20 protein-coding genes are annotated in these 23,377 nt (G+C 42.7%); 8 read left to right on the top strand and 12 right to left on the bottom strand.

Annotated elements, in window-relative coordinates:
* Positions 1 to 75 precede the first annotated feature (75 nt).
* The gene (locus QH73_RS05190) at positions 76 to 447 is read left to right on the top strand and encodes a Na-translocating system protein MpsC family protein (protein ID WP_039715497.1); all 372 of its coding nucleotides are present in this window, start codon (positions 76 to 78) and stop codon (positions 445 to 447) included.
* 88 nt (positions 448 to 535) lie between these two features.
* Here QH73_RS05190 and QH73_RS05185 read toward each other — a convergent pair whose 3' ends face one another.
* Positions 536 to 964: a response regulator gene (locus QH73_RS05185; RefSeq protein WP_039715496.1), complete on the bottom strand. Its 429-nt coding sequence runs from the start codon at positions 962 to 964 to the stop codon at positions 536 to 538.
* A gap of 452 nt (positions 965 to 1,416) precedes the next feature.
* Positions 1,417 to 1,623 (bottom strand): hypothetical protein, encoded by a 207-nt coding sequence (locus QH73_RS05180; protein ID WP_039715495.1) that lies wholly within the window; start codon positions 1,621 to 1,623, stop codon positions 1,417 to 1,419.
* Positions 1,624 to 1,702: 79 nt separating this feature from the next.
* Here QH73_RS05180 and QH73_RS05175 point away from each other — a divergent pair, with 79 nt between their 5' ends.
* On the top strand, positions 1,703 to 2,137 hold the full coding sequence (locus QH73_RS05175) for a Na-translocating system protein MpsC family protein (protein WP_132866659.1): 435 nt from the start codon (positions 1,703 to 1,705) through the stop codon (positions 2,135 to 2,137).
* Here QH73_RS05175 and QH73_RS05170 read toward each other — a convergent pair.
* Both QH73_RS05170 and QH73_RS05165 read right to left on the bottom strand, forming a co-directional pair.
* Positions 2,091 to 2,483, bottom strand: coding sequence for a response regulator (locus QH73_RS05170; RefSeq protein WP_236146886.1), 393 nt, complete (start codon positions 2,481 to 2,483; stop codon positions 2,091 to 2,093). The two genes, QH73_RS05175 and QH73_RS05170, sit on opposite strands and share 47 nt — an antisense overlap.
* Before the next feature lie 531 nt (positions 2,484 to 3,014).
* Entirely contained in the window at positions 3,015 to 3,197 is a 183-nt protein-coding gene (locus tag QH73_RS05165; RefSeq protein ID WP_132866657.1) for a hypothetical protein, read from the bottom strand.
* A 57-nt stretch (positions 3,198 to 3,254) separates the two neighbouring features.
* Here QH73_RS05165 and QH73_RS05160 point away from each other — a divergent pair, with 57 nt between their 5' ends.
* Positions 3,255 to 4,622, top strand: a complete 1,368-nt coding sequence (locus tag QH73_RS05160; RefSeq protein ID WP_039715493.1) for an NAD-dependent succinate-semialdehyde dehydrogenase — start codon at positions 3,255 to 3,257, stop codon at positions 4,620 to 4,622.
* A 115-nt stretch (positions 4,623 to 4,737) separates the two neighbouring features.
* On the top strand, positions 4,738 to 6,381 hold the full coding sequence (locus QH73_RS05155) for an acetolactate synthase large subunit (RefSeq protein ID WP_039715492.1): 1,644 nt from the start codon (positions 4,738 to 4,740) through the stop codon (positions 6,379 to 6,381).
* Positions 6,382 to 6,864: 483 nt separating this feature from the next.
* On the opposite strand, the gene QH73_RS05150 is transcribed toward QH73_RS05155, so the two are convergent.
* The 3 genes from QH73_RS05150 to QH73_RS29380 form a co-directional block, all read right to left on the bottom strand.
* Positions 6,865 to 7,077 carry a hypothetical protein gene (locus tag QH73_RS05150; RefSeq protein WP_039715491.1) on the bottom strand — a complete coding sequence of 71 codons (213 nt, stop codon included), beginning with the start codon at positions 7,075 to 7,077 and terminating at the stop codon, positions 6,865 to 6,867.
* A complete protein-coding gene (locus QH73_RS05145; RefSeq protein WP_039715490.1) occupies positions 7,049 to 7,249 on the bottom strand; it encodes a hypothetical protein in 201 nt (66 codons plus the stop codon). Before QH73_RS05145 ends, QH73_RS05150 begins: the two co-directional genes overlap by 29 nt.
* Positions 7,250 to 7,334: 85 nt before the next feature.
* Positions 7,335 to 7,769 (bottom strand): DUF433 domain-containing protein, encoded by a 435-nt coding sequence (locus tag QH73_RS29380; RefSeq protein WP_445263843.1) that lies wholly within the window; start codon positions 7,767 to 7,769, stop codon positions 7,335 to 7,337.
* Positions 7,770 to 7,926: 157 nt separating this feature from the next.
* Between QH73_RS29380 and QH73_RS05130 the strand changes: the two genes are divergently transcribed.
* Positions 7,927 to 8,475, top strand: coding sequence for a T4SS efffector SepA family protein (locus QH73_RS05130; RefSeq protein ID WP_236146885.1), 549 nt, complete (start codon positions 7,927 to 7,929; stop codon positions 8,473 to 8,475).
* 217 nt (positions 8,476 to 8,692) lie between these two features.
* A complete protein-coding gene (locus QH73_RS05125; protein ID WP_052290027.1) occupies positions 8,693 to 14,464 on the top strand; it encodes an alpha-2-macroglobulin family protein in 5,772 nt (1,923 codons plus the stop codon).
* 5 nt (positions 14,465 to 14,469) lie between these two features.
* Here QH73_RS05125 and ilvA read toward each other — a convergent pair whose 3' ends face one another.
* On the bottom strand, positions 14,470 to 15,942 hold the full coding sequence (gene ilvA / locus QH73_RS05120) for a threonine ammonia-lyase, biosynthetic (protein ID WP_309476456.1): 1,473 nt from the start codon (positions 15,940 to 15,942) through the stop codon (positions 14,470 to 14,472).
* Here ilvA and QH73_RS28635 point away from each other — a divergent pair.
* The gene (locus tag QH73_RS28635; protein WP_286194070.1) at positions 15,900 to 16,034 is read left to right on the top strand and encodes a hypothetical protein; all 135 of its coding nucleotides are present in this window, start codon (positions 15,900 to 15,902) and stop codon (positions 16,032 to 16,034) included. The genes ilvA and QH73_RS28635 overlap by 43 nt on opposite strands.
* A gap of 26 nt (positions 16,035 to 16,060) precedes the next feature.
* Here the strand turns inward: QH73_RS28635 and QH73_RS05115 are convergent, their stop codons facing one another.
* From QH73_RS05115 to QH73_RS05105, 3 genes are all read right to left on the bottom strand, one after another.
* On the bottom strand, positions 16,061 to 17,041 hold the full coding sequence (locus tag QH73_RS05115) for an SLC5/6 family protein (protein WP_052290026.1): 981 nt from the start codon (positions 17,039 to 17,041) through the stop codon (positions 16,061 to 16,063).
* Between the two features lie 157 nt (positions 17,042 to 17,198).
* Entirely contained in the window at positions 17,199 to 19,031 is a 1,833-nt protein-coding gene (locus QH73_RS05110) for a two-component system response regulator (RefSeq protein WP_039715487.1), read from the bottom strand.
* Entirely contained in the window at positions 19,028 to 21,922 is a 2,895-nt protein-coding gene (locus QH73_RS05105) for a hybrid sensor histidine kinase/response regulator (protein ID WP_039715486.1), read from the bottom strand. The genes QH73_RS05110 and QH73_RS05105 overlap by 4 nt, the downstream gene beginning before the upstream one ends.
* Before the next feature lie 216 nt (positions 21,923 to 22,138).
* Here QH73_RS05105 and QH73_RS05100 point away from each other — a divergent pair, with 216 nt between their 5' ends.
* On the top strand, positions 22,139 to 22,963 hold the full coding sequence (locus QH73_RS05100) for a M90 family metallopeptidase (protein ID WP_039715485.1): 825 nt from the start codon (positions 22,139 to 22,141) through the stop codon (positions 22,961 to 22,963).
* A 44-nt stretch (positions 22,964 to 23,007) separates the two neighbouring features.
* Here QH73_RS05100 and QH73_RS05095 read toward each other — a convergent pair whose 3' ends face one another.
* Positions 23,008 to 23,280 (bottom strand): tetratricopeptide repeat protein, encoded by a 273-nt coding sequence (locus QH73_RS05095; protein ID WP_236146884.1) that lies wholly within the window; start codon positions 23,278 to 23,280, stop codon positions 23,008 to 23,010.
* Between the last annotated feature and the right edge of the window lie 97 nt (positions 23,281 to 23,377).

Here is a 23,377-nt window from a genome sequence, read left to right as displayed (position 1 = left end):
TTTGCGCCTTTTATCCTTATCATCTATCTATTAGCAGATGTTTGGCGCTAAGTTTGATTCAGCTAAATTTTTAACATGGACTCATCTTTTCCGACCCGGGGACAATTAGAACGCACTCTATCGCAACGCATTCAGGCGCTGTATCGCGCTCAGTTAGAGCATCGACCAAGCCAAGTTTTTTGTCAAATGTTTGATGAAAAAATTGCGATTATTCTGGAAGATGCAGTAACTCAGCCGGAACAACTGCTAGTAGAAAGTGGTAAAGAAGAATTAGGCGAAAAAGTTAGAGCGGAGTTAGATCAAGCACTTCAACCCCAACTAAAAGACCTAATTGAGGAAATTGTGGGTGTAGAAGTATTAGATATTCTCAGTAATACCAAAATAGAGACGGGTCGGACTGCAACAGTTGCTATCCTAGCTAGCCCGCCGTCTGTACGCAATTCTTAGTTTAGTTGTTGATAGATTGATGGTCGCGCGTTCTTGGCTGCGATCGTCAACCATTAACTATCAACTATCAACTATCAACCATTAACTATCAACTCTTTCCAATTTCACCAAAAGCATACTTTCGAATTACTGTTTCTAATTGGACAATATCATAAGGTTTGATCGCGCATTCTACGCAGCCTGCGGTAATGAAACTTTCTTTATCTTCAGTTCTTGCCATTGCCGTTACCGCAATAATTGGAATTGCTTGAGTTTGCGGGTCTTGTTTGAGAGTTCGCGTCACATCTATACCGCTAATATCTGGCAACATCATGTCTAACAAAATTAAGCTGGGACGATAGCTTTTTGCCTTAAGAATTGCACTCTTTCCATCAACCGCAGTAATATAGTCGCAATCGGCGATCGCTAAAATTTGGGCGAGTAACTGCAAGTTATCATCGTCATCATCCACAGCTAAAACAAGCGGCTGAAAAGAATCTGTCTCTAGAGAGAAACTAAAACGAGTTTGCATGTCCATAATACGTTTGGGGCTAGTCGTAGAAGTAAGAAAATTTTTGTTGCACGACATGACAACAAAGATGGTTGCTTCTACGACGAGGCATTCCCCCAAGCGGCGATGACAATCGGCGCTGGTGATGAATTGGCTCGTACTAGCTGCTGTAGGTTGCTCGTCTTCTTAGCTAATTACAAATGCGAGTAGCAAGCTAGCAACAGCAAGCAACAACATTAAATTTTACTGGTATTTGTAATTTTTGCTATGCGTAGCAAAAATTACGCCAGATGACAATACCGATCTTAATTAAAGCTAAGGATTGTCACAAAGGAAAATATATCATTAATTTTCTCGATTTTGGCAAGAAATAGCAAGATTTGGACGGCAATCGCGTATCATAGCTAACTAAGGTTAAAGTGTAGCCATATACCGCCTCAAATTTCGCGTTTTGGCTGTCTTTTAACAGTTAACAGTTGTCAGTTATCAGTGAAGAAAGGGTGTAGGGGAGCCAGTGCGGTCTTGGGGGTGGCGCTATCGCGGACTTCGTCGCCCCCCATGAGCAACTGGCGTTGTGGGGTGTAGAGAATTTTGAATTTTGAATTTTGAGTTGCTCTCTCAGCTCCCTGCTCCCTGCTCCCTGCTCCCTGCTCCCTGCTCCCTGCTTCCTTATAAAAGATATACATCTCAGGGCTGATTAATGCGATCGCTTATACTGATAAATTTTAGGAAAATTTACTTATTCATTTTTGCTGCTAGCACGATATGGAAAGATCGTTATCTCCCACGTTAGAGCAGCTACAACAAGAGTTAGTACAGCAAGTTATAGAACTTTACCGTACTTATCTCGGATACCAGCTGCAACAGATTTCTTGTCATATTGTTGATAAAACAGTCACAATATTGGCGGAAGACTCTATCACCCGATTAGAACAGTTTTTAGGGGAAAATCAACAGACAGATCTTGCTTTACAAGTTAGATCTAACTTGCTCAAATTCTTAGAACCGCACTTGCAATCTTTAATCGAACGGGCGATTGGCGTACCTGTAGTGGACGTAATTTGTAACAGTACATTTGAAACTGGTCGTACTAGCATTGTTGCTCTTTTGGATAGCGCTCCTAACGTCTCAGGTTTAGACACTGAAAGGCGAGTCAAACAACGGCTAAAGTCGGATTCAAACCCAGATAGCGACAGATAACAGCTTCTAGATCGTCTAGCATATAAGGCTTACTAATATAAGCACTACAGCCTGCTGCGAGTAAACTTTCTCGGTCTTCGGCTCGCGCTAATGCTGTTACTGCAATGACGGTAATATTTTGCGTCTGCGGGTTTTGCTTGAGCATCTGGGCAATTTCCGTACCGCAGATGTCCGGTAATAAGATGTCCAGCAAGATGAGGTCGGGGCGTTGCTGTTGGGCAATGCTAATAGTGGAGCGCCCATCTTTTGCCGTGATGATATGACAATTTAGAGGGTAAAGAACTTCAGTCAGCAGCTCTAAATTATCTTCATCATCATCTACAGCCAAAATCAGGGGTTGATGCATTTTTGACAGGTAATTATTCTGAGCTAGGAGTTCCAAAACCATCCTCCGGTGTGGAAAGTTGCCAAGTTACAAACAAAATTTATCTTTAGAGGATAAAAGGCACTCCCCAAGCGGCGATCCGGCGCTTGCAATGGACTGGCTCTCAACTACATTTTTGCTAGATGTTGTTTTGAATTTAAGGCTTAAATCTTTTAAGCAAAAAGGGCAGAATTGAGTCAACTGAAGTTAGTATGACTGATGCAATTCTAGCTCACTTCAATCTGAAAGATGAATTTTTCATGAACTTAGGTGAACAATGTTGTAGCATTTGCCACAACAGTAAATCTTTATCGAAATACAGTATCTAAGCTAAATTAGTACGATCCTCCACACAAAAATACTCAAATTTAAGCTTTTTTTTAGAATAGACAATTATTCAAGATATGGCAAGGTTTGCAGCCACTAATAACCCATACATACTATTTTATCTTTTAAAAATTGTAGTTATTTATACATTTATTTGAGCGATCGCGGCGGTGAAGAGGTAATTTTCTAGCAAAAATAGGAATGTGGAGGGGACAAGGGAGATAAGAGAGCTGAGGGAGACAAGGAGGATAAGGGGGACAAGGGGTGAAGAGAGCGATCGGGAGCTGAGGAGGATGGGAGAGATAAAATAACTAACTGGTCAGGAGTCACTGTCACCCCACACCCTACACGCCATTCTTCACTGGTCACTGGTCACTGATAACTGATAACTATTTACCCTTACCCCTCATTTTGGAGGTTTGAGTTATGGCGATCGCAACGATTAATCCGGCAACTGGGGAAACAATTGAAACTTTTACAGCGTTAAGCGAGGCAGAAATAGCCACGAAATTAGAGTTGGCACAACAGGCTTTCGAGCAATATCGACGAGTGCCGATGCAGCAAAAATCTCAGTGGATGAATGCCGCAGCCCAGATTTTGGAACGCGACAAAGAAAAATTTGGCAAATTGATGACCCTGGAAATGGGTAAAACTGTAAAAAGCGCGATCGCCGAAGTCGAAAAGTGCGCTTTGGTGTGTCGTTACTATGCCGAACGCGCAGCTGAATTTTTAGCTGACGTATCGGTAGGAACAGATGCCAGCCACAGTTTCGTCCGCTATCAACCATTAGGAATTATCCTCGCGGTGATGCCGTGGAATTTTCCCTTTTGGCAAGTCTTTCGCTTCGCCGCACCAGCTTTGATGGCAGGTAATGTCGGTCTGCTCAAACACGCTTCTAACGTACCGCAATGCGCTCTAGCAATTGAAGAAATCTTTAAAGAGGCAGGATTTCCTACAGGAGTCTTCCAAACTTTACTAGTAGGGTCGCAACAGGTAGCGGCAATAATCGCCGACCCACGAGTCAAAGCTGCCACGCTAACAGGTAGCGAACCAGCAGGAGCGAGTTTAGCAGCAGCGGCGGGCAAACAAATTAAGAAAACAGTGCTGGAATTGGGGGGAAGCGATCCATTTATTGTCATGCCGAGTGCCGACATCGAAGCAGCTGCTAGCACGGCTGTCACTGCCAGAATGTTGTGTAACGGTCAATCGTGTATTGCCGCAAAAAGATTTATCATTACCGAGGCGATCGCCGAGCGATTTGAAAAACTTTTGGTAGCAAAATTTGCGGCGCTCAAAGTCGGCGATCCAATGTTACCCGATACAGATGTCGGTCCCCTAGCTACGCCAAGTATGCTAGAAGATATAGACCGCCAAGTGCAGGAGTGCGTCAAGGTGGGGGCAAAAGTTTTAATTGGAGGTCAGCCGCCAGCAGAACGAGCGGGAAACTTCTACCTACCAACGATTGTGAGTCAAATTCCGCTGGATGCAGCGATCGCCCAAGAAGAATTTTTTGGTCCGGTAGCTCTTCTATTTCGAGTGGCAGATCTAGGCGCAGCGATCCAACTCGCCAATGCTACCCCGTTCGGCTTGGGAGCGAGTATTTGGACGCAAGACGCAACAGAAAGAGACAGAGCGATCGCGGAAATTGAAGCAGGATCGGTGTTTGTTAACGGTATGGTCAAATCAGACCCCAGGCTACCTTTTGGTGGCATTAAGCACTCTGGATATGGCAGGGAACTGAGCATTCAGGGTATACATGAGTTCGTGAATGTTAAAACTGTGTGGATAAAGTAAGAGGTAATTGGTAATTGGTAGTTGGTAGGCAGTGGTTGACAGTTAACTGTTAACCGTCAACCGTCAACTGTCAACCGTCAGCTATTACCCATTACCCAATCAAGGAGAAAGGTAGATGAATACGGCAGAACTGTTAGTGCAATGTTTGGAAAATGAAGGCGTGGAATACGTGTTTGGTTTACCAGGGGAAGAGAACCTGCACGTTTTGGAGGCGTTGAAGAAATCTTCCATTCAGTTCATTACGACTCGTCACGAACAGGGTGCGGCGTTCATGGCGGATGTTTACGGACGCTTGACAGGAAAAGCTGGCGTATGCCTCTCTACCTTGGGTCCAGGGGCAACGAATTTGATGACAGGGGTAGCGGATGCGAATCTAGATGGTGCGCCCTTAGTGGCGATTACCGGACAGGTGGGGACGGATCGGATGCATATCGAGTCTCACCAATACTTAGATTTGGTGGCAATGTTTGCCCCCGTAACGAAGTGGAGCGCTCAGATCGTGCGCCCCAGCATTACACCAGAGCTAGTTCGCAGGGCATTCAAGCGATCGCAAAGTGAAAAACCTGGTGCGGTGCATATTGACGTACCAGAGAACATCGCGGCGATGCCAGCGGCAGGTATGCCTCTAAGTAAAACAGGCTTAGAAAAAACTTATGCTTCGTTTCACAGTATTACTGAGGCAGCGACGGCAATTTCTAAAGCTCACAATCCCTTGCTTTTAGTTGGTAATGGGGCAATTCGGGCAAATGCTAGCGAAGCGGTGACGGAATTTGCGACGCGCTTGAATATCCCTGTTATCAACACTTTTATGGGTAAAGGTGTCATTCCCTACACCCATCCTTTAGCTTTATGGGCAGTAGGATTGCAACTGCGAGATTTTATTAATTGCGCCTTTGACAATACAGATTTAGTTATTTCTATTGGCTATGACTTGATTGAGTATTCGCCCAAACGCTGGAATCCAGCAGGTGAAATTCCCATCGTCCATGTCGGAGCAAATCCAGCCGAAATTGATAGTAGCTACATTCCATTGGCGGAAGTCGTAGGAGATATTTCTGATTCCTTGAATGAAATTTTGCAACGCGCCGATCGCAGTGGCAAGCCGAATCCTTACGCTTTGGAACTGCAAGCAGATATTCGCGCTGATTACGAACACTATGCTAACGATCCCGGCTATCCGATCAAGCCGCAAAAATTAATTTACGACCTGCGGCAGGTTTTGGGACCAGAAGATATTTTAATTTCAGATGTCGGGGCGCATAAGATGTGGATTGCCCGCAATTATCACTGCGATCGCCCCAATACTTGTTTAATCTCTAATGGTTTCGCGGCGATGGGAATTGCGATTCCAGGGGCGATCGCGGCTAAGCTAGTCTATCCCGATCGCAAAGTGATTGCCGCTACTGGTGATGGCGGTTTCATGATGAATTGTCAGGAGTTGGAAACAGCCTTGCGCGTCGGACACCCATTTGTCACCCTAATTTTTAATGATGGCGGCTATGGCTTAATTGAATGGAAGCAGCACAATCAATTCGGCGAATCAACCTACGTTCGATTCGGCAATCCAGATTTTGTCAAATTAGCTGAAAGTATGGGACTAAAAGGCTACCGTGTAGAATCGGCAACCGATTTGATTCCCATGCTTAAGGCTGCTTTAGCTGATGATGTCCCATCCGTCATCGATTGCCCTGTTGACTACCGCGAAAACCTGCGCTTGACACAAAAATCTGGGGATCTTAGCTGCAAGCTGTGGGAGTAATTTTAAGTCGTAAGTCGTAAGTCAGAAGTTAAAAGTCATTTTTCCTACTCGCGCGCTCCCTTTGTTCACTGATAACTAGCAATTGATAACTGGTGAATGAATTAGCTGTTTTTGTGGGACGGGCATTTGTCCGCAATACTTCGTAGATTTTGGTTCGATCCCCCCAACCCCCTTAAAAAGGGGAGCCACTTACGTGCGGGGGTGGCGCTATCGCGGACTTCGTCGCCCCCGTTGAGTAAAGTGGCGTGGGCTAAGAATAGCTTTTTTCCCCCTTTCCAAGGGGGATTAAGGGGATGTCCAAGACTTTGAGCATCAAAAGTTCGATGCAGCCAACCATGAAACCGTTGCTTGAGGTCAGAAAGCGGAGGAACTTGTAAGCTGATACGACGTAGAATCTCAATGGCAACTTGTTGCTTTTCATCTTCTGGTAATCGGTCAAAAGAAGCTAATAATTGCTAGGATATACCATTCATACGTCGATTATTACTCCTCCATCAGTTGTCTCAATTTATTAATATTGGCAGAAAAGTTTAGCTTGCTTTTTTGCTGTTCAACCTGCGCCGATTGAAAGTTTTCATATATCTGTTGTCGTCGTTCTTCACGGAGATCCTGTTTCAGTAGCAGTTGAATTGCTTGCTTTTCGTCAGTAGATAAACTTTTAATCGCATCAAAGACTTCTGACTCGGTTAGCTGCAATATCCGCCTCTGCTTTAGCAATTAACTTGTCCAGTTTGCCCGATCCTAAATCGGCTTCAATTTGCCGATCCCACATCTGTTCCAAATACTCTTGTAACCAAGCTGAGAGTTGGCGAACATCGCCTTCAGGCAATTGTTTAATAGCTGCTTCGATTTCTGGCAAGGTAGTCATAGGAAAAACCCGCACTTCAGATTGACTCTATAGTATCGCGATCGAGTTCGACTCTGGATCTGAGTAGGAACCCTTGACCACGCCTCTAATCATGCAGTTCTCTGAGTACGTCCGCCGAATCGACGAACGTATCGAGAGCCAATGCGAACAATCCAAATTTGAGCATCTGGATGACGCGCTTCAAGGCGATCGCAAGCAGCGATTTCGCTCTTATCGACTTCAAAATCTCCGATTTCGATATCGATCGCCACAATCTTGCCACGATCGCTTTCTTCAACTTGGGGGCGCACTTGAGACTCATAACTTCAACTTCTTGTTGATGATTGAGATAAAAAGCAATTGTGGCATTTACATCAGCTCGCTTCAGCGATGGATAGCGATAGACAATTTCCTCTGCTGTCGCTCCTTGCTTGAAAACGGCAACTACAGTATCGAGCGTTACACGAGTTTTGCCTACCAAAACTACACTATCAGCATTGGTTTCTAGCGGTGCAAGTTCTGCCTCAATTGCTAGTGTCATAAAAACGTGAGAATCTCTGCTGCGATCGTAGCAAACGTTTGTCTAGCTCATGTTTGTCCCATGACTGTAGTTATGTCTTTCCAAGAGTCAGAGAGTTCTTCATTATTTATAAATATATATGTTACATTTTTATAGAAAACACCTTTATATAAACTGTATGATGCCAGTCGTTAGAATCCCAGAGCCTCTCTACAAGAGGCTACAAGCCATCGCCATTCCCTTTGAAGACACGCCTATCACTGTTATCGAGCGGTTATTGAATGAATACGAAGCACATAACCAAACTCGACAGGTTTCCGAAATCGAAAATGATTATATGGATTTAGGCTCTTTTACACGCAACGATCTACGTCATACAAGAGTTATCAGAGCCACCATTGATGGACGAGAAATTCGTCAACCAAACTGGAACAAGATTGTTCACACAATACATGAGTTTGCTGTGCGTCAGGGGATGTCTGTAGATCGCCTCATTGATTTGACATTATCCAATGTCGTCAAAGGTGAAAATAACACTTCTGGATTTAACTATCTACCAGAAACAAATATTTCAGTACAAGGTGTAGATGCTAATCTAGCATGGCGCAATACTTTACACCTTGCCAAGAATTTGGAAGTACCAATCGAAATATACTTTGAGTGGAGAGATAAGGAAGGTGCAGCGTATCGCGGAGAGAAGGCTAAGCTCACCTGGCTACCAAATTAAAGATTGAGCAGTCAAACTGCATAAGCTCGCCAGAGTTCGCCACATGTAAATGTAACATATATATAAATTCTTCAGATGTAATTGTGGTGGGATACGACGCATAGATAAAGCAACGCTGGTTTCCCACAAACAACTTCTAAAGAATTGTAGGGATTTCGGAACCATGTAGCCGCGTGAGCTATCACAGAAATACTGTGCGAGTAAAGCGAGAAGAACTGTGGCTAGGGGCGTGAGAATTGGGTGGCATTTCCTGCTGGTGCTAACACTTATACTAGGCTTAGCAGGGTGCGGTACGGCACGGTTATCGGATGAAACATTACCAATTGTTGCACCAATTCCACCGCCACCATTACCGAGTTGGATTGAACAAATTAGTCCGATTGGGGAAGCTGAAACAAAAGCCCAAATTCGGATTCGGTTTAAAGAGGCGCTAATTCCAGTTGAGAGTCTTGATAGCAGTCAAGATATTTTAAAGAAATTTGAACTATATCCACCTATAACAGGACAATTTCGCTTTCTTACGCCTCGCATGGTAGGGTTTCAAGGCGATCGCGCTTTACCGAAAGCTACGCGGGTTAGAATTACCCTTAAAGCTGGATTGGCAGACTTAAAAAATCATCGTTTAGATAAGGATCTTGCTTGGACTTTCAGCACTGAAGCAATTAAGTTATTCAACTTACCAGGAATCGAGCCTAATTCAGAATCTTCATCTGAACCTTTAGGTTTACAACCAACGCTGAAATTTGCTTCCAATGTCGAATTGAATTTAGATTCATTATCAAAACAAGCCCAACTTGTAGCAGAGGAGAAACAAAGCGTACCGCTGAAAATTCAGTTGGAGAAACAGGAAGCGACTGAGGAAGATAACTCATCTCAGGAGAAATTCGATCCTGCTAATCGCGATTGGAATTATATCATAACGCCGCAACAAAATCTAGACAAAGCAACTCGTTACCGCTTAGAATTTGCCCGTGGTTTGCTACCTTTGCATGGAAATTTACCAAGTACATCTACTTTTGCAACTCAGGTACAAACTTACGCACCTTTAGCGTTCGATAAAATTCAGTATATCGGACAAGCTGATGCTGGTGGAGCTTACGGTAGATTTGTTCAAGGTAGTCCTCAATTACAATTTAATAATGGTTTGGTTGCAGAATCGGCGATCGCAAATATTACAATTCAGCCAGCACCTAAAAAATTGCCGCGTTTGGTGCAAGCTGATGAAGGTAATAATATTGTCAACCTCAATCCTTATGCTTTAGAACCAGCAACGACTTATACTGTAACTTTAGGTGCAAATCTCAAAGATAAGTTCGGGCAAACTCTCGGTAAATCTATTAATCAAAAATTTACTACTGGAGATGTTTCCCCCGATATTTGGGTTCCTTCAGATTTGAATATCTTTCCCGACGGCAAAGATTTACAATTAAATATTAGTACGGTTAATTTGCCTGAATCGAGGTATAAAGCAGCCTATAAAGTCGTACAGCCAGAAGATTTAGTTTATATTGATTCCGCCTATCCTCAAGGGGATGGTAACAATTTACTTCCCTCGCCGAGTTCTTGGCAAAAATTTCCTGTCAAAGGACGCAAAAATCAATCCATTGATACTACTGTTCCTATTCGAGAAAAACTGGGCAAGTCTACAGGAATGTTAGCTTATGGCGTGCAGGCACGGACTAATAGTTATAAGGAAAATGGTAAGCAGCAGTGGCGCGAACCGACATTTTACGGATTAGTGCAGTTAACTAATTTAGGCATATTTAGTCAGTGGTTTCCCGATTCAGGTTTGATTCGAGTTCATCACCTTGCGGATGGTGCGGCTGTAGCGAATGCAAATATTGAGATTTACGAATCTAAATTAGAGGCAAAATCTAGAATTGAAACCGTAGCTTGTGCAATTGGGAAAACAGATTCAACTGGAACTTTACTGCTAAATCGTCAAAATTTGCAGAATTGTATGAGGGGTGCAGAGTTTAATACACCACCTAAGTTACTTGTAATTGCCCGTGAAAATCAAGATTGGGCTTTTGCTCGTAATGAAGAGTATAGCGGTTCTTATGGCTACGGTATTGATGCGGGATGGAACAGTAATAAAATTGAATCGCGAGGTACGATTTTCTCAGATCGTCAATTATATCAGCCAGGGGAAAAGGCTGAGTTGACTGGCACAGCTTATTATTTGCAAAATGGGGTGATTAAACAAGATAAAAATGTCTCTTATCAAGTCACGCTAGAAAATCCGAACGGAGAAAAGACAGATTTAGGAACTCAAACTACAAATGAATTCGGGACATTTTCTCTAGAATTACCTCTCAGTTCCAGTCAACCTTTAGGATACTATTCAATTCGTGCCATAGGTGAAAGTGGTGCAGAAATTTCAGGTGAATTTCGCGTAGCTGAATTTAAACCACCGAATTTTAAAGTAGAACTGCATTTAGATAAAGAATTCGTCCTATCTGACGATAAGATTGCAGCTACAGCCCAAAGTAACTATTTATTTGGTGCGCCTGTAGAAGGAGGAAAAGCACAATATTACGTCACCCGCAGTCAAACTAATTTTAATCCTCAAGGCTGGGAACAATTTTCGTTTGGGCGACAGTGGTTTTGGCCCGAAGAAAGTCCTAATATTACTAGTGATGTATTGCGATCGCGTCAAGTTTTAGATATATCAGGGAAAAGCAGTCAAGTTGTCCCTGTAGCTAAGGATTTACCGTATCCTATGACTTATCGCGTAGATGTGCAGATATCGGATGTTTCCAATCTATCTGTAGCTGATTCTCGCACGTTTACGGCACTACCGAGCGATCGCCTTATCGGTTTGCAAAGTGATTTTGTCGCCGATGCTGGTAGATCTTTCCCGATTCAAGTCATCGTTACCGATCCTACAGGCAAAGCCGTGACGGGGCAACGAGTCAGCGTTGAATTGCAGGAAATGAAATACAGCAGTGTTACCCAAGTGGTTGAAGGTAGCCAAACCCCTCACAATCAAGTGGAATACAAAACGGTAGCGCAAACGCACACATTCTCTAGCGATACGCCTCAAACTGTTTACCTGACTCCGCCAACATCTGGTTCTTACCGCATCCGCGCTAATTTTATCAATGCTAAGGATGAAAGCACTGCTACCGATACGCAAATTTGGGCGACGGGCGATAATGGGGTAAACTGGGGCGATCGCTACACTAACAATCGCTTAGAACTGAAACTGGATAAGGATAGCTATCAGCCTGGGGAGACAGCCACAGTATTAATTCAGTCTCCCTATCCTGAAGCAGAGTTGTATTTGGCAGTGGTACGTCACGATACTCTCTATCGCACAATTATTCCCGTTAAAGGTGGTGCGCCGCAAGTTCAATTTCAAGTTACCGCAGATATGTTACCAAACGCCGCAGTTGAAGCGGTACTCGTGCGTCAAGGTACGCCCATATCTCAAGTCGAACCAGGAAGTTTGGAAAATTTGGTACGGATTGGGTTTGTACCCTTCAAGATTAATTTGGCGGATAAGTATTTAAAAGTGCAACTGAATCCCGAAAAGCGATCGCTTGCTCCTGGTGAAGCGCAAACAGTTGAATTACAATTGCAAGATGCGGCAGGAAATCTGCTTCAAGGACAGTTTGCTGTGATGGTGGTAAATGAAGCCGTGTTGCAATTAAGCGGCTATAGACTACCAGATTTAGTCCAAACAGTATACGCCGAACAACCAATTTCTACCCGTTTTGCCGATAATCGCCCCAATGTTGTATTATCAGCCCTGTCATCTCCCCTCGATAAAGGTTGGGGTTACGGTGGCGGAAATTCGGCGGGATTAGCAAGTACCCGCGTGCGGACAAACTTTCAACCTCTAGCTTACTACAATGGTGCGGTACAGACAGATGCCAGCGGCAGGGCAAAAGTCACGTTTACATTACCCGATGATTTGACAACTTGGCGGGTAATGGCGGTTGCTACCGATGGCGATTTACGTTTTGGAAATGGGGAAGAAACGTTTATTGCTACCAAACCCCTATTATCTAATCCGATTCTGCCGCAGTTTGCCCGTGTAGGCGATCGCTTTGATGCAGGTTTATCAGTCACCAATACTACCGGACAATCGGGAACGCTAGCAATCCAAGGCGCTGTAGATGGTTCCGTACAATTTGCAGATAATACTTCTGGTAAGGGCAGTTTTAGCGAAAATATTGGTAGTAGAACCAGAGAAATTTTACAAAACCTGCCCCTACAAGCGAAATCGGGTACGAGTGCTTACCGTTTCCCCTTTGTGGCTAATCGTTCGGGTAAAGCAATAGTTAAGTTTACCACGCAATTAAACGGTACAACCGATGCTTTCGCCGTACCGTTAGAAGTCAAACCGTTAGAAGTGACAGAACAAGTGGTAGAGTCGGGAGTAACGAGCGATCGCGCTACCATTCCTTTAAATATCGATAACAATGTTGTCCCCGATGTCGGCGGATTAGGGATTTTCCTAGCGAGTACGCCAATTGCTAATATTACCGCTCCAGTTAAACAAGTTCTAGACGAAGAACAACTACCATTTTTAGAACCAGCCGCCAGTCAACTTGCGATCGCGGCAAATTTACAAATTCTTTCCCAAGCGTACGGGCAAACGGTAACTAATTTCAACCCCAGCCAACAAGCAAAAGCTTTAGAACGCTTGCAAAAACTCCAATTACCAGATGGCGGCTTTGCTAGCTTACCAGGAGAGAAGACATCCGATCCTCTTGTTTCTCCTTACGCAGCAGAAGCAATTGCTACAGCTCAAACCGCAGGATTCGATCTTGATGCTAAAATGGTGCGTCAGCTGAAAATATACCTGCAAAAACTCTTAGCAAATCCCAGTCAATACGATTTTTGTCAAGAGTCGCCTTGTAAAGAACGCTTACGCTTAGAAGCAGCGATCGCATTATCAGAATTAGGAAATAAGCAGAATGATTTTCTTGCCGATATTTATAACGGACGCGATCGCTTCGATCTCGTTACCAAAATTAAATTAGCACGATACCTGCATCTATTTCCAGAGTGGCAGCAAGAGGCGAAAATTCTAACGAATCAATTGCAGGAAACTATATATGAAACCGGACGTAGTGCAGTCGTAAATTTGCCTTCCGGTTGGCAGTGGTTGAATTCTCCTACCACAAGTCAAGCCCAAGCCTTACGATTATTTATCGATCTTAAGGCTAAGCCGGAAGTTTTAGCGCGATTGTTGCAAGGACTCTTGGCGTTGCGAAGAGAAGGAACTTGGCAGACAACCTATGATAATGCTGAAGCACTCACTGCTTTGGTGCAATATAGCCGCCTTCAACCGACACCACCTAACTTTACTGCCAACGTGCAACTAGGAAATAAAAATTTAACTCCGACTCAATTTGAAGGCTATCGCAAACCCAGTGTAGATATTTCCGTACCGATGACTCAGCTACCCCGGGGGCAAAAAAATTTAAATCTAACTTTGAAAAAATCCGGTCGCGGCATGTTACACTACCTACTTGCCTATCGCTATCGCCTCCAGGGAGAACAACCAGGGCGCTTAAACGGACTCAGGGTGACGCGAGAAATTCGTCCGGCTAATGAAACAACAGCATTGCAGCGAATTGGGTTGTATGCGCCTGCCGAACCCTTGACAGTGACCGTCGGACAAGTGTTTGATATAGGTTTAGAAATAATTAGCGATCGCCCTGTGGATCGAGTTGTCATTACAGATCCTCTTCCTGCTGGATTTGAGGCTGTCGATACGAGTTTCCAAACTGCTACGCCTTACTTTCAACCGCAACAAGATAGCTGGGAAATTGGCTATCAAACAATATACCGCGATCGCGTGGTAGCTTATAGTGACAGGCTCGAACCTGGAGTCTATCAACTCCATTATCTCGTGCGATCGGTCACTCCTGGTACGTTCCTTTGGTCTGGTGCAGAAGCACATTTACAATATGCCCCAGAAGAATTTGGGCGTTGTAGTTCCTCGCGGCTGGTGATTCAAAATTCGCCGTGAAATTTCTACCCCAAAAACAACTTATACGCCGGATTTTGACTTTCATCCCAATAATTCAATCCCAGCGTATCGAGAAACGCCTGCCACTGTTCCATCTTTTGGGGTGGAACTTGCATTCCCACGACGGCGCGTCCGTAGTCTGCGCCATTATTGCGGTAGTGAAACAAGCTAATATTCCAATTGGGACTCATGGAACCAACAAATTGCATTAATGCCCCAGGACGTTCGGGAAACTCAAACCGATAGAGTAACTCGTTGCTAGCTAGGGAAGATCTTCCGCCTACCATGTGCCGTAAGTGTAGTTTCGTCAGTTCGTCATCGGTTAAGTCGATGGTTTTCAACCCCGCCGCTTCAAAGTTAGCTACCATCTTGGCTGCATCGGCGCGATTTTCAATTTGTACGCCGACAAAAATATGCGCTTCTTTTTCGTCGGCAATCCGATAGTTAAACTCAGTTAAATTGCGCTTGCCAATACATTCGCAAAACTTCCTTAGACTGCCCCGTTGTTCGGGAATTGTCACGGCAAAGATAGCTTCCCGACGTTCGCCTAATTCTGCACGTTCGGCTACAAACCGCAGGCGATCGAAATTCATATTAGCACCGCAGGCGACGGCAACTAATGTTTGTCCCTGAATTTGTTCTCGCTCTGCATAAGTTTTAGCAGCTGCGATCGCTAATGCTCCAGCTGGTTCTAAAATGGATCGCGTATCTTCAAATACGTCTTTAATTGCCGCGCAAGTATCATCTGTATCTACCAGAATGATGTCATCGACATACTGCTGGCACAAGCGAAAGGTTTCTTCCCCCACTTCCCGCACTGCTACCCCATCAGCAAATAAGCCGACTTGTGGTAATCTCACCCTCTTTCCAGCTTTGAGAGACTGATACATCGCATCGGCATCTACGGGTTCTACGCCGATAATTTTAATTTCAGGGCGCAATCTTTTTACGTATGCTGCAATTCCCGAAATTAAACCACCACCCCCAATTGCCACAAAAATCGCGTGAATTGGTTGTTGGCACTGCCGTAAAATTTCCATCCCAATCGTACCTTGTCCGGCAATCACATACGGATCGTCAAAGGGATGAATAAACGTCATGCCTTTTTCGGCTTCTAATTGACGGGCATGAGTATAGGCATCATCGTATGTATTCCCATGCAATATAACCTCTCCTCCATGAGATCTGACTGCATTTATCTTGACCTGGGGAGTCGTCACGGGCATGACGATAATAGCGCGAGTTTCCAATTGGCGGGCTGCAAGTGCTACTCCTTGGGCGTGGTTTCCAGCAGATGCAGCAATGACACCCTGCGCTAACAACTCCGGTGGCAGTTGCGCCATCTTGTTATAAGCCCCCCGCAGCTTAAAGGAAAAGACTGACTGCATATCCTCTCGTTTCAGCAAGAGTTTGTTGTTTATTCGAGTTGAGAGATTTGCAGCGTATTCTAGTGGTGATTCCTGGGCGACATCATACACGCGGGCAGTCAGAATTTGGACGAGATAATCGCAATACATGGGGGGAAGGCGAACAAATACCTATGAAGAATAATTTTACGGCACTAGCGTAACCATGTTCTATTCTCAGAGGTCACTGTTACTTAGATGATTCTACTTTGAACTTACCCTGCCAAAAGAAATAACCAAATACAATCCACACTAAAATAAACGTGGCTAAATTCCAAGCTAGCAGAGAAGCATTTTCACCAGAACCAATCTGCCAAGGCAAAAGAGCGGGATTGAGTGCTGAAACTATACCTAGTATGACTGAGATTCCTACAGGGGCGAAAAAAGCTGCTGGAGGAAGTTTTTGACGCGAGATTAATAAGAAAATTGGCGCTAGTCCCAAAACCATAGTGCCGCTAACTGTGGTTGCTTTCAGAATATTCGTACCAAACAGCATGGGTAAGTTTCCCACAATTGCTATTGCAACCATCGAGATTTTCCCTAGAAGTATCGGCTGAGAACCGACTTTTAAATCGATTGCTACAGCTTTGCTCGTGCTGCTAAAAGTTGAATCCAAAGTCGAGCCACCTGAGAGCATCATTACCGAAAGCATCAAGGCTAATATACCCGTACCTCCTGCCGCTGCTGCTTGTACGGGGGCATCAACTGCCGCATCGCCGCCAATTACCCGCGCTGCCATGCCGACAAAGCTAAAGAGAATAATCAGACTTGAGGCAATAATTCCCGCTAGCAGATAGGCGCGATAAGTTGTTTTGGCTCCAGCTAGAAATGCTCTATCGGTAAGTACTGGATCGTGAAAGGTGTAGGGAATAGACTGAATTAACGCTACTAATAGTAAGTCAATGCCAGAATTCCAAAAACCCGATTCCTGGGGAGCAATAGATAAAGCTGGTGCTTGCGGAACTACCCAGAGAAGCGTTAAGAGTACGGCGAAAACCAGCAACCCGAATTGAATTAAATCTGTTACCAAACTTGCCCGCAAACCACCCTTAAGCGAGTAAATCAACACTAATAGTGTAAAGGCGATCGCGGAGAGGATAAAGCTGTAAGATTCTGGTTGACCGAAGTAAAAGCCAACTACAGCAGTATTAGACCAAACTTCGTTGTACAATCGCAGTAAAACGATTGTTATAGTAGAGTAGCGATCGCCCCTCTATACTAATAACGTGCTAAAGATAGAAAGGTGGTGATATTGCTAATAGCATTTCCCTTTAAATTATTAACTTCTAGCTAAGGATTGCTCGTAGCTGGCTCGCTAGCAGAAATTACTATCGATCGTTTTTGGCTAAAATCGCTTCTACCAACTGACAGTTAACAGGTGTGCCAAAGAAATATCCTTGCGCTTCATCACATCCCAATTTTTTTAATACAGCAAGTTGATGAGATGTTTCTACTCCTTCGGCGATCGCTTTAATTCCTAAAGTGTGAGCTAGAGTAATAATTGTCCTCACTATTTCACAATTCTTTCCTTCCGCGTCAATCAGACTGACAAAAGAGCGATCGATTTTCAGTGCATCTATTGGAAAACGGTGTAAATAACTTAAAGAGGAATATCCCGTGCCAAAATCATCAATACTGAGTTGAATGTTTTGCTCTTTAATTTGGAAGAGAAGTTCGATCGTCTTTTCTCCTCGATCCATCAGCATAGTTTCAGTCAGCTCTAACTTAAGATTTTTTCCATTTAAACTAGTAAAATCTAAAATTTTAGCTAATTTTTCGACAAGATCGAATTGCTGAATTTGCTTGCTGGAAAGATTGACGCTGATATATAAAGATGTAGCAGTAGAAAATTTTTGTTGCCAAGCATATAACTGTTGGCAGGCTTCCTGTAAAATCCATTCACCGATCGGGATAATTAATCCAGTTTCTTCGGCAATCTCAATAAAATCTGCTGGATCGATCGATCCCATTTGTGGATGTTGCCAGCGTAGCAAGGCTTCAAAACCTGTCAATTCCCCAGTTGTGACAGAGATAATTGGTTGATAATGTAATATAAATTCTTGCCGTTCCAATGCTGTACGCAAATCTATTTCTAGCTGTGAAAGATGCAACGTGCGATCGTACATTTCGCGATCGAAGACTGCATAACGCCCTTTTCCTAAAGCTTTGGCGCGATACATCGCAATATCGGCATCCCGCAGCAACTCATTGACAGTTTGATAAGCTACCGAACCAAAAACAATACCAATACTAGCACCAATATAGACTTTACATTCACCTAAATAAATTGGAGCAGTGAGTTTCTCTAGCAATCGTTCGGCAATTACAATCGCGTCTTGAATATCTTGTAGATCTTCTAATAAAATAGTAAACTCATCTCCACTTAAACGCGCCACAGTATCAACCTCGCGCGAGCATTCTTTCAGGATATGAGAGATCGCAATTAATAGGCGATCGCCGACAGCATGTCCCCAACTATCATTAATAATTTTGAAGCGATCGAGATCGATAAATAAAACGGCACACAAATAATCTTTATTCCTGATAATACGATGTAGAGCTTTTTGCAGATGCTCCAGAAATAAAGTCCGATTGGGTAAACCTGTCAGAGCATCATGTAAAGCTTGATAAAATAGTCTTTCTTGAGTTCGTTTATGCTCGGCAATTTCTCGATCTCGTTGGTTAATAACTTCTTCTAATTGAATAGTTCTTTGTCGAACTTTTTGTTCTAACTCAAGATTTAATTGATAAATTTCTGCTTTGGCTGCTTGCAAGGCTAATTGGTGTTGGATGCGAACTACGACTTCTTCAATTTGAAATGGCTTGGTGATATAGTCTACCCCACCAACTGCAAAGCCTTTAACTTTATCAAAAACATCATCTAATGCGCTTAAAAAAATTACGGGAATATTATCAGTTGAACCGTCTGACTTCAGCTTTTTACAAACTTCATAGCCATCCATTTCTGGCATTTTAATATCTAACAAGATGAGATGAGGCGGATCTTTTTTGGCTGTAATTAGTGCCATAGTGCCATTTTTAGCACAACGAACCTTATATCCTCGTTCTGTTAAAGCTGTAGATAAAACTCTTAAATTATCAGGAGTATCGTCAACAACTAAAATATTGGCATAAGTATAATTTAACTGAGCGTTTTTCATAAACTAGCTGCGGCTTGAGCAAAATTCATAATCCGGTCAAAATTAAATTCTTTAACTTCTTGTTGAATAGATTGAGCTAATGCTTGATATGCTTCTGGAATTTGAGACACTAGTTGAGCAATTTGTTCTTCGTCAATCAAAGCCGCAGCATCTGAGAGGTTCATTAACCATTCATTTGACATAACTGTCAAAGCTTCCGGTGTTAATTTTTTCACATTTGAAGCTTCGGAAACATTTTTAGGGACGATCTCTTCATAGATATATCGCACACCTAAAAATTGAGCCATCTTATCAAAAATGTCTTCTTCATGAAAAGGTTTGCGGACAAAATCATCGCAACCAGCCGAAAGAACAATTGCTTTTTCTTCTTCAAGAGTGCTGGCAGTAAGAGCAATAATTGCAGTAGCTTGTCCTCGAAGATGAGATTTAATCTTTTGAGTTGCCTCATAACCATTCATGACTGGCATTCGCATATCCATCCAAATCAAATGCGGTTGCCATTGTTGCCACATTTCAATTGCTTCTCGTCCGTTTGCTGCTTCTTTAACTTGAAAACCAACTGGTTGTAATAATCTTCGTAAAAGCTGGCGATTCTCCCAACGATCGTCTACTACTAAGATGCGATATTCCTGTCGATTGGGTTGAAGCCCAATAACCCTTTGAGTTCTATTTTGCTCGATAGTTTTACTAACTTCGCTTGCTAAAGCTTGGATACCAAATTGAAAAACTGTACCTTTCCCTAGTGCGGAACTAACACTAATCTTTCCTCCCATCAGTTCGACAAACTTTTTAGTAATAGATAAGCCTAAACCAGTTCCTTGTTGAGATTGTTTACCTGTTTCTGCTTGCACAAAAGCTTCAAATATTTTATCAATTTCTGTCTGAGCAATACCTACACCAGTATCGGCAACTTCAAAATAAATAGTTATCGGTTGTTGGTTGTTAGTTGTTGGTTGTCGATCGCCTGCTAATTCTACTCGGAGAGTGACGCTGCCAACCGAAGTAAATTTAATTGCATTACTCAACAAATTAATTAAAACTTGCCGCAGTTTTTTGTCATCAGTTTTGATATATTGAGGTAGATTGTGACTGCGCTCGATTGTCAGATGTAACCCTTTAGATTCTGCTCGTAGCGTCAACATCTCTTTGATCGAGCTTAATAAAGCGTATAAATCGAAGTCAGTGGGACAAAGAGTCATTTTTCCTGACTCAATTTTTGCTAAATCTAATACATCATTGATCAGTGAAAGTAAATGTTCGCCACTCCGATTGATAATTCTGAGACTTTCCTGTTGCCGATTGCTTAAAGAAGCCTCGCGATTCATCAATTGAGAAAAACCGAGGATGGCGTTGAGAGGAGTCCGTAGTTCGTGACTCATGTTTGCTAAAAATTCACTTTTAGCGCGATTAGCTAATTCTGCCGCGTTTTTAGCATGTTGTAGTTCTAAAGTTCTTTTCTCAACCCGTAGTTCAAGTTCATCGTTAGCTGTGGCTAATTCTTGATTTGCGTTATCCAATTGTTCGTTGACTCGGACAAATTCCTGATTTTTGCGATCGAGTTCTTGATTGATGCGACCTAAATTAGCAAAAGATGCTTGTAATTGTTGCGCCATCTCATTAAAAGAACGCGACAATACTCCTAGTTCAGCTATTCTTTTGACTTCTACGTGTTGGTTCAAATCTCCTTGAGCGATCGCCGCAGAAGCTTTACTTAAACGTAGAATTGGTTGGGTAATCCAACGCGACGTAACTAACCCCAACCAAAACGCTACTAATAATGCTACAAGACAGAGAAAAAATGTTGTTTGGTTGTTGACATGAATTTGCGCCATGAAATCTGATTCGGGTATGGTAGTTACGACTAACCAATTCAAACCAAATTCATCTTGCCAAGGGACTACGCGAACGAACTGAAGTTCGTTTTGTAATTCAAAATTCAGCTTTTGTTCGCCTTTAATTCTTTGAAAGTTTCCAAAATTCTGTTTTAAATACTTTGCTGTTGCTTGGATTTGAGCGTCATTGATATCAAGAGCGCTAAGTCTTTTGGCTACACCATTAACTAAAGTAAAAGGTTTTTCCGTACTAGAGGAAGCAATCAGCAAGCCATCGCGCTCAATAATAAAAGTTTTGGCTGATGGACTAATTTTTAATTCCTGTAAAAAATCATTAATACTAGCTAAAAGTAGCTCGACTCCAATCACACCGACAAGTTGCTTTTGCTTGTTATAAATGGGTCTAGTGGCGTTAATGGATATGTATCCACCTAAATCTTCGCCGTCCCAGTTAGCTACTGAACTCCATGTTGGTTTTCCTGCTTTGACTGCATCCTTATACCAAGGTTCTGTCAGAGGTTTGTAGTCATCGTATACTGCTGCTAATTTGTTACGATTACCTTGACTATCTGTAGCGTAAGTGTAGCTTTTCCAATTGGTAGCAGCTGAAAGTTCATCTATGGTAACTCCCTGTCCTGCTAAAAATCTTCCAGCAGCAGCAAATTCTCCCGTAGTCAGCGCATAGCCACTATAAGTTACTTTTGGATAAGTTTGTAGCTGCTTCCAAAAATAATGTCCTGCCGTTTTAAAGTCTTTTAAATTCAATAACCCTAACTCAATCGTATGAAAATTAATTTGATTGAGTCTTTGAGGCGTTTTTAAATAATTATCGAGATGTTCGGACACGAGGTTGCTACTTTTATCCATTAAGCGATCCACAAGAACGTTCACCGCTTGCTGACCGTTTTTAAATGAAAGATAACCTACTAACCCTACCGCACCAATAATTTGTAGCACAAAAGGTAATACTAAGACTAATTGTAGGGGCAGTCCTCTAAAGCTTTTAGCTCTCGAAATATCTTGCTCTTGTGGTGATGCGATTGGGCTAAACAATTTCATAGTTATCCACTGAGAGTACGAGCATCAAAATTGCTGAAATGAACTTTCTAGCTTTAAATTACCCAAAAATGTTATTGAAATCACATTAATCGAAGTAAGATGCGATATACATCTATTTGTGTAATTAAATACTATTCCTTTTAAAAATAATTAACGTCTGCTTAGGTTATTTGAGAGAATTGAAAATGCAAGAATTGAGGCTACTGTTGTAACTTTATGATAGAAACACTAACTATTATAATCGCGATCGCCTTCATTATTGCTGGGATTTTCATTCATCCTATTCTAATAAAAAAACGTCGCCGTCACTATAAGCAGCGTCCTTTTCCTATACTGTGGAATGCAGTAATTGAAAATAATTTACCAATTTATTATTGTCTTTCCAAGGGCGATCGCCAGCGCTTGCAAGGACACATTCAAGTATTCTTAGCAGAAAAGCAATTTATTGGTTGTAATGGTTTGCTAGTGACAGAAGAAATGAAAATAACGATCGCTGCTGTTGCTTGTTTACTTTTACTCAATGAAAGAGGCGAATATTTCTTAAAGTTGCGCTCTATTTTCATCTATCCCAGGACATATTTTGTCAATGAAATCGCAAAAACTGGAAGCTATATTGTAGAAGAAAAGCGCGTGGCAAGATTGGGAGAGTCTTGGACGAATGACCAATTGGTCTTATCTTGGGAACAGGTACAATACGATACTCGTAACTGGCAAGATGGTCGCAATATCGTACTGCATGAGTTTGCCCATCAGTTAGACCAGGAAGATGGAGAAGCTGAAGGCGTACCCATTTTGTTACGAAAATTAGATTATCCGATTTGGATGCAGGTGATGACAGCAGCGTATCAGCAACTTTGTCATGACGTACAACGAGGTAAAAAAACTGTTATGGATAGCTATGGAACGACAAATCCAGCCGAGTTTTTTGCCGTCGCAACAGAAACTTTTTTTGAAAAACCGCACCAATTACAGAAACAGCATTCAGCACTTTACGAATTATTACAAAGTTATTATCAACTCGATCCCGTGCAGTGGGTTTAAGGCTATGACAATTTGTAGGGTGCGTTATTTAACGCACCCTACTTTCAAGTCGAAGAAGTTATAGCTGCGGTGTCAGAACGACCAACACCAAAAATGCCCTTCCATACTTGTACTAATCTGTAAACAAACGATCGCCGTTCGATTCCCAAGGCGCGATCGTAGCTAGCATAACACTGCTCGTAACGCCCTAAATAATTTAAAGCTACGCCTTTAAATAACCAAGCCTGTTTGTCTTTAGGGTTGATTGTCAAAGCGCGATCGCAATCTGTCAGCGCTGCTTCATGTTGTTCTAAATGAATCAATACAACTGCTCGCATCACTAAGAGGGTGTTTGAAAAGTGGGTTGGGTAGTAAAAAAGCTCACTCGGTGTAAGCTGCGAATAACTAGTACACAGCACCGAGAGAGCGACATGA

This window comes from Scytonema millei VB511283 (genome assembly GCF_000817735.3).
Taxonomy (GTDB): Bacteria; Cyanobacteriota; Cyanobacteriia; order Cyanobacteriales; family Chroococcidiopsidaceae; genus Chroococcidiopsis; species Chroococcidiopsis millei_B.
The sequence above is the reverse complement of the archived record's forward strand: the minus strand, read 5'-3'. Positions and strand labels throughout refer to the sequence as shown.